Genomic DNA, 6263 nt, shown 5'->3' on the forward strand with positions numbered 1-6263 from the left:
ATAGACCTTTTTGACTTGAACGTTCATAAGAGAAAAACTCCTTTACGTTCCTTGTGTGTCAAGGATTCATTCGACATCGGAACGAAAAAATCCTCCCGATTTTCGTCGAGAGGGTGCGAAATGTGAGTTCTAACAGGAGTCGTTACTTTTCCTTTGTCCGTCTTTCAGTAGCTAATAGACTTTCCTTAGCTAAACAATTTCTTCCAAAAGGTATCCGTTTTTTCATTAAGGAAGGATACAGACCTCTATATATTCAAAAGCGAGCCTTTGAGCGGGCAATACAACGGGTAAAAGAAAATTCTTCAAATCAAGATTTAGATCATTTAATGGCTGAGGCATCAAAATATGTAGCACCTCCTGATGTAGCACCTCATCCAACAGGTGGTGCAGTAGACTTAACCCTGATTGACTCCAATGGTATCGAATTGGATCTTGGCACACCATATGATGCCATACCACAAGAAACGGACAACGCAACTTTTTTTGATGCAACCAACATCAGCGTACAAGCAATGCAAAATCGCCAGATCCTCGCACATGCTCTTCAATCTGTCGGTTTTGTTAATTACTTTACGGAATGGTGGCACTGGTCATACGGTGACAGATACTGGGCTGTAATGACTAATGCGGATCACGCCCTTTATCATCCTGTTTCAGAACAAGAATTGCTGAATCTGTTGCAAAAGGCATAACTAGAAAATAATCAATTTTTATGAATAAACGATTCCATTGGGGTTGCTGCGGCAGCTCTTTTCTTCTGAAGCTCCCATGGAAGAATGAATTAACTTCCATCATTAATGGTGCCGACGAATCGATGCATGGGTGGCTAACGAGGCAGTTTAGTTCAATAAAAAATATAATCTCTGGATGGTATAATTAGGATATTACTTTTAACTTTGGGGGATAGGAATGCTAAAAAGAAAATATGGAGACCGTTCGTATCGAAGGAAGGGGTGATATATGTGAAAATGAGAACAGAACAAGAAATGCTGGATTTAATCATTACATTTGCTAAGCAAGATCATCGTATACGTGGAGTGCTAATGAACGGTTCTCGTGTAAATCCAAACATAAAAAAAGATATATTTCAAGACTATGATATTGTATATTTAGTTACAAGTGTTGAACCATTTAAAGATGAAAATTATATTTTGTCTCACTTTGGGGAAGTAATGCTTATGGAAAAACCTGAAGATAAAATTTTTCCACCTCCCATTGGCGATGGCCGTTATACATATTTAATGCAATTTATGGATGGAAACCGAATTGATATGCATTTTATTCACATAAGTAAAGTGGATGAACTAATTAAGGATAGTTTGACAAAGGTTTTACTAGACAAAGACCACAATATTCCAGATATCCCACCTTCAAGTGAACAAAGTTATCTTATTAAAAAACCAACGGAAAAATTATATAACGATTGTTGTAATAGTTTTATATGGGGATTAGGATCTCATATTCCAAAAACAATTTGGAGACAAGAATTGCCATTGTTAATGCGTTTAATAGATATTGTTTTACGTGAGCCATTAATTCAAATGCTTGAATGGTATATAGGGATTAATACAGATTATAAATACTCAATTGGAAAAGGAGGAAGACGTTTAAAAAAGTTCTTGGAGCCTGAAATTTGGAATGACTTTGAGAAGACATATACAGATGCTAATTATGATAATATCTGGAATTCATTATTTTTATTTCATGACTTATTCAAAAAAACTGCTGAATATGTTGGGCAAGTATATGGGTTTCAGTTTCCTGAAGAAGAATGTAAAAGAGCACTAAAGTTTCTAAAACACGTAAAAGAATTGCCGCAAGATGCAAAATCAATTTTTTAAGGTTAAATTCCTTTATACATAAAGATACAATGGGAGGGGAAAAGAGATGGGGGATTTAGCTATAAGAACAGCTAATCGAGAGGATATTCCGCAACTTTTAAATTTAATGTATCAATACATTGTGGATTTTTATAAAAGACCTAAACCAACGGAAGAGTCACTTAAAGGATTGATGCAGTATCTACTGGATAACCCTGCCAGTGGAATACAATTTGTTGCAGAACAGGATGGAAAATTATTAGGTTTTGCAACTTTGTATTTTTCTTTTAGCACTCTTCAGGTGAAAAAAATGGCTATTTTAAATGACTTGTTTGTAATACCAGAAGCAAGAGGGCAAAAACTAGGCGAGAAACTGTTTAAAACATGCTTGGCTTATATAAGAGAGAATGATTTTGCCTACATGACATGGGAAACTGCAAAGGATAATTTAGCTGCTCAATCTCTTTACAACAAAATGGGCGGTCAATTGTCTGAATGGTTAGTTTATGAAATTAGTTAGTGTATCCAGTAATTTTTTATTAAGCTATCCTGAAATTATATTTTGATTCTTCTGATGGTGCCGTATAGATGCGGCATGGTTGGCTAAGGGGGCAAAAAGGTTGAAGGAGCAAGGAATTCATTATCTTAAGTCATTAGTGAAAACGTGAGATTAAACAAAAGGGGAAAGGGGTGGATAAATGTTTGTTCTTGAAACTGAAAGGTTGATATTAAGACAGTATAGAGATGAAGATATTACTTCTCTACATCATATTTTTTCTGACCCAGAAACCATGAAGTTTTATCCAGCCCCCTTTAGTATTGAGCAAACTCAAGACTGGATTAAACGAAATCAAGATAGATATCGGAATGATGGTTATGAATTATGGGCGGTTTGTTTGAAGGAAACGAATGAATTGATAGGTGATTGTGGTCTTGTTAAACAAAAAATAAATGACGGTATAGAAGTGGAGATTGGATATCACATTAATAAAAAGTATTGGTCAAAGGGGTTCGCAACAGAAGCAGCTAAAGCGTGCAAGGAATATGCGTTTGATAAATTGGGTTTAAATAAGCTGATCAGTATTATTGATCCAAGAAATGTTCCATCCATTCGTGTGGCAGAGAAGATTGGTTTCATTAAGGAAAAAGAAGTATTTATTTTCGGTAAGAACCATTATATATACTCGGGAGTTAAAAAAGTACCGAAGGGTTATTGAGCGAATGGTGCGATAGTTAAATAAAATATGTACAAAAAAGCTACCTTATCATCATAAGGTGGCTTTTTTTATTTGATCAAAAATCAACAATTAACAATAATAGAGCCTTTTTAGAAAAGGAATAATAGCATGGATTGTTGAATTCTGTAAGATAGGGGGTGGATATATGTTACAAAAGTTGTCGCTGACAGGAAAAAGAATATCTCTGCGGACACCGACGCAGGATGATTTGCCAATTCTATATAATCTGATATATGGTGTGGAGGATCCAGAATGGAAAAAGTATGATGCTCCTTATTATCCGCTTGAATTTTGTACCTTTGAAAAGTTTTCTAAGAGAATGGAAGAAAAAATGAATGTTACGGATGTACCAAGCCAAATGATTATAGAATATCAAGGTCAAATTATAGGTATGGTTAGCTATTATTGGGAGGATAAGCGTACACGATGGCTTGAAATTGGAATCGTCATCTATTCTCCTGAACATTGGAATGGTGGATTTGGAACGGAAGCATTATCTTTATGGATTGACTATCTCTTTGAAAATCTAACCATCGAGAGAGTGGGGCTGACGACTTGGTCTGGAAATCCACGAATGATAAGATGTGCGGAAAAATTGGGAATGCGATTAGAAGGGAGAATGAGAAAATGCCGCTACTATAATGGCGAATACTATGATTCCATCCGAATGGGTATTCTTCGAGAGGAATGGGATGAGTTGAAAAAGAATAATCCCTTATTCAATTCTCATGGAAGAACAAGTTAACTTCTATCATCTGTGGTGTCACGAAGTGATGAATGAGTAGATTTTTTGGATACTTTTGGTAGGTAAAAATTAATTTTAAGGAGAGAATGAAATGTTAATCTGTCATATCAAGGAAATTGTCCGTTACCCTGTGAAATCTTTCAATGGAGAGAGTGTACAAAAAACTAAAGTAATGGAATATGGTTTGTATGGCGACCGTAGTCATGCTTTTTTAGATAAAACAAGACCAGGGAAGTTTTTAACAATAACACAATTCCCAGAAATGGTTCGATATAAAGCAAGATTTGTTGGGGAAGAGTTAATGGAAGAATACCCCAGAGTTGAAATAACGACACCTGAAGGTAAGGTTGTTGATTGGGGGGATGAAGACCTAATTAGAGAAATAGAAAACAAATCGAAACGGAAAGTTTCTCTTGTAAAATATACTCCCTCTTATGTACCTTTAGGGGCAATTGAAGAAGAACACATTCAATTGGTAACGGATGCTTCTTTGCTTAAATTAAAAGAAATATGGGGAAAAGAGGTCAATTATCAACGTTTTCGCCCTAATTTACTTATATCATTAAAAGAGAAAGTCCCATTTATTGAAGAAACGTGGTTTGGCAGAAGGATTAAAATAGGACGAGAAGTGGAGATCCAATTAAAAAGACATTGTGAACGGTGCATGATTATTACTGTTAATCCTGATAATGCAGAACGAGATTCGTCTTTGCTTAAAACTCTTGTACAACAAAGAAATAATCATTTTGGCGTTTATGCTTCTGTTATAAAAACAGGTGAAATTCATGTAGGCGATGAAGTCTTTCTTCTTGAATGATATTTTGCCAAATCACCATCAAACCAAATGTCAACTCTACTAAGCTCCCATGGAAGGACAGAACTTCTTGCATAATCTGTGGTGAAACTCGCTTCATGGTTGGCTAACGGGTACGATACTTCAGAAGGAGTATCGTTTTTCTTGTTGGACTAACGGGCAGTATAGTTGAAGTTACCTAAGTAAACCATTATTGTATTTTTATTTAAATATTTGTATAATTATGTAAAATCATATTTGATAAGGGGGAACTAAAGTGGAACTAATTCCTGAGTCCACTAATTTAATGGATTATCTGGAAGAATTGGATGTTGTAAATTTTTCCCATCATTTAATTCAGAAAAAAATGAATGAATTGTTTCATGAAGGACAGTCAGAAATGGAAAAGGCTAAAATAGCATTTGAATTTGTAAGAGATGAGATTTCTCATTCGTGGGATATACAAAGCACAAGAGTTACATGTAAAGCTTCTGAGGTTCTTTACTATAAAGAAGGAATTTGTTATGCAAAATCAAATTTATTAGCTGCACTACTACGTTCGCAGGGGATACCAACTGGTTTTTGTTATCAACGATTGATGTTGTTTGATACGCCAGAAAAAGGTTATTGTATTCATGCTCTAAATGCAATTTTTCTGAAAACACTTAATAAATGGATTCGATTAGATGCTCGTGGTAATAAAAAGGGAATTGATGCTCAATTTTCAATTGACGAAGAAAAGTTAGCTTTTACTCCTCAAAAAGAATTTGATGAAAGAGATTACCCAATAATTTATGCGAAGCCACATCCAAAAACAATTGCTGTTTTAGAAGAACATACAGATGCATTAGAAATGTATAAAAATCATTTGCCAGAATATTTATAGTTGTTTAAGCTAAAGGTGGCGATAGTTGAACAAGGCATACAAAAAAGACAGATTTATTTCGGTCTTTTTCTGTGGTATAAAAATCAACACTGAAATTTAACAAAGCCGAAGATTTAAAAAGCGTGATAGGTAAAATTTATCTTTCGAAAACTTTTTATTCTTTTCTTATTTAACTATCCCGAAAATTAGTATTTTCATCATTTGCTGGTGCCGTAAGCACGACATGGAGGTCTATCCTGAAAATTTCTCTTTCCAGTATTTTAATAAGGTTATGTAACATAGTTGAACATTCCATTAATTTTACGAACGGTTGGCAATAGTTGAGTGACAAAAAGAAAACGTTTGGTTTTTAAAAAATTATCCAAGCGTCTTTGCTTAGTGTGTGTTCAATCTTATGCTAAATGGTCAATGAAATGATGATTGTTTTATGTTGTTATTTGAGATTTTGTACTTCAAAATCTTTTAGTTAATTATCTCAGTGCAGAAAAATTTATGAATTTTAATAATGCAGAAAAAAGGCAAGAAAAAATTATTGACCAAAAATGAGATAATTTATAACCCGTGGTGCTAGTTGAACGTCAGCGCTCAACCAGCCCTAGTGTGACCAAGGAATAAGCCAACAAGATGCCATCGAGTGCCACTTCAAACCCGGCCATGGAATTCGCTCGAATGTCGGTGATCCGGTATTGGTCTACGAGAATCGAAAACACCGTCTCGATGACTTTGCGTTTTTTCCTGATCCATTCTTCCCATGCCTTGGATGGGCCGTGCTTTTGATTGT

The 6263-nt window shown here is 34.9% G+C and carries 8 protein-coding genes; 7 read left to right on the forward strand and 1 reads right to left on the reverse strand.

The genetic code is table 11. The annotated features are described in order from the left end of the window. Nucleotides 1–122 precede the first annotated feature (122 nt). From ACVBDQ_RS17370 to ACVBDQ_RS17400, 7 genes are all read left to right on the forward strand, one after another. Nucleotides 123–692 (forward strand): M15 family metallopeptidase, encoded by a 570-nt coding sequence (locus ACVBDQ_RS17370; protein ID WP_318550434.1) that lies wholly within the window; start codon nt 123–125, stop codon nt 690–692. A 276-nt stretch (nt 693–968) separates the two neighbouring features. After that, entirely contained in the window at nt 969–1841 is an 873-nt protein-coding gene (locus ACVBDQ_RS17375; protein ID WP_033845383.1) for an aminoglycoside 6-adenylyltransferase, read from the forward strand. 46 nt (nt 1842–1887) lie between these two features. Beyond that, a complete protein-coding gene (locus ACVBDQ_RS17380; protein ID WP_033845380.1) occupies nt 1888–2340 on the forward strand; it encodes a GNAT family N-acetyltransferase in 453 nt (150 codons plus the stop codon). A gap of 178 nt (nt 2341–2518) precedes the next feature. Next, nucleotides 2519–3037: a GNAT family N-acetyltransferase gene (locus ACVBDQ_RS17385; protein WP_033845381.1), complete on the forward strand. Its 519-nt coding sequence runs from the start codon at nt 2519–2521 to the stop codon at nt 3035–3037. A gap of 166 nt (nt 3038–3203) precedes the next feature. Continuing rightward, a complete protein-coding gene (locus ACVBDQ_RS17390) occupies nt 3204–3803 on the forward strand; it encodes a GNAT family N-acetyltransferase (protein WP_033845382.1) in 600 nt (199 codons plus the stop codon). A 91-nt stretch (nt 3804–3894) separates the two neighbouring features. Continuing rightward, nucleotides 3895–4620, forward strand: coding sequence for an MOSC domain-containing protein (locus ACVBDQ_RS17395; RefSeq protein WP_014196311.1), 726 nt, complete (start codon nt 3895–3897; stop codon nt 4618–4620). 253 nt (nt 4621–4873) lie between these two features. Next, nucleotides 4874–5482: a transglutaminase-like domain-containing protein gene (locus ACVBDQ_RS17400; protein ID WP_014196310.1), complete on the forward strand. Its 609-nt coding sequence runs from the start codon at nt 4874–4876 to the stop codon at nt 5480–5482. Nucleotides 5483–6060: 578 nt separating this feature from the next. Here the strand turns inward: ACVBDQ_RS17400 and ACVBDQ_RS17405 are convergent. Continuing rightward, nucleotides 6061–6263 (reverse strand): transposase (locus ACVBDQ_RS17405; protein ID WP_147438213.1); only part of this gene is annotated, 203 nt, incomplete at its 5' end.

It is taken from the genome of Geobacillus sp. CCR, assembly GCF_052906625.1.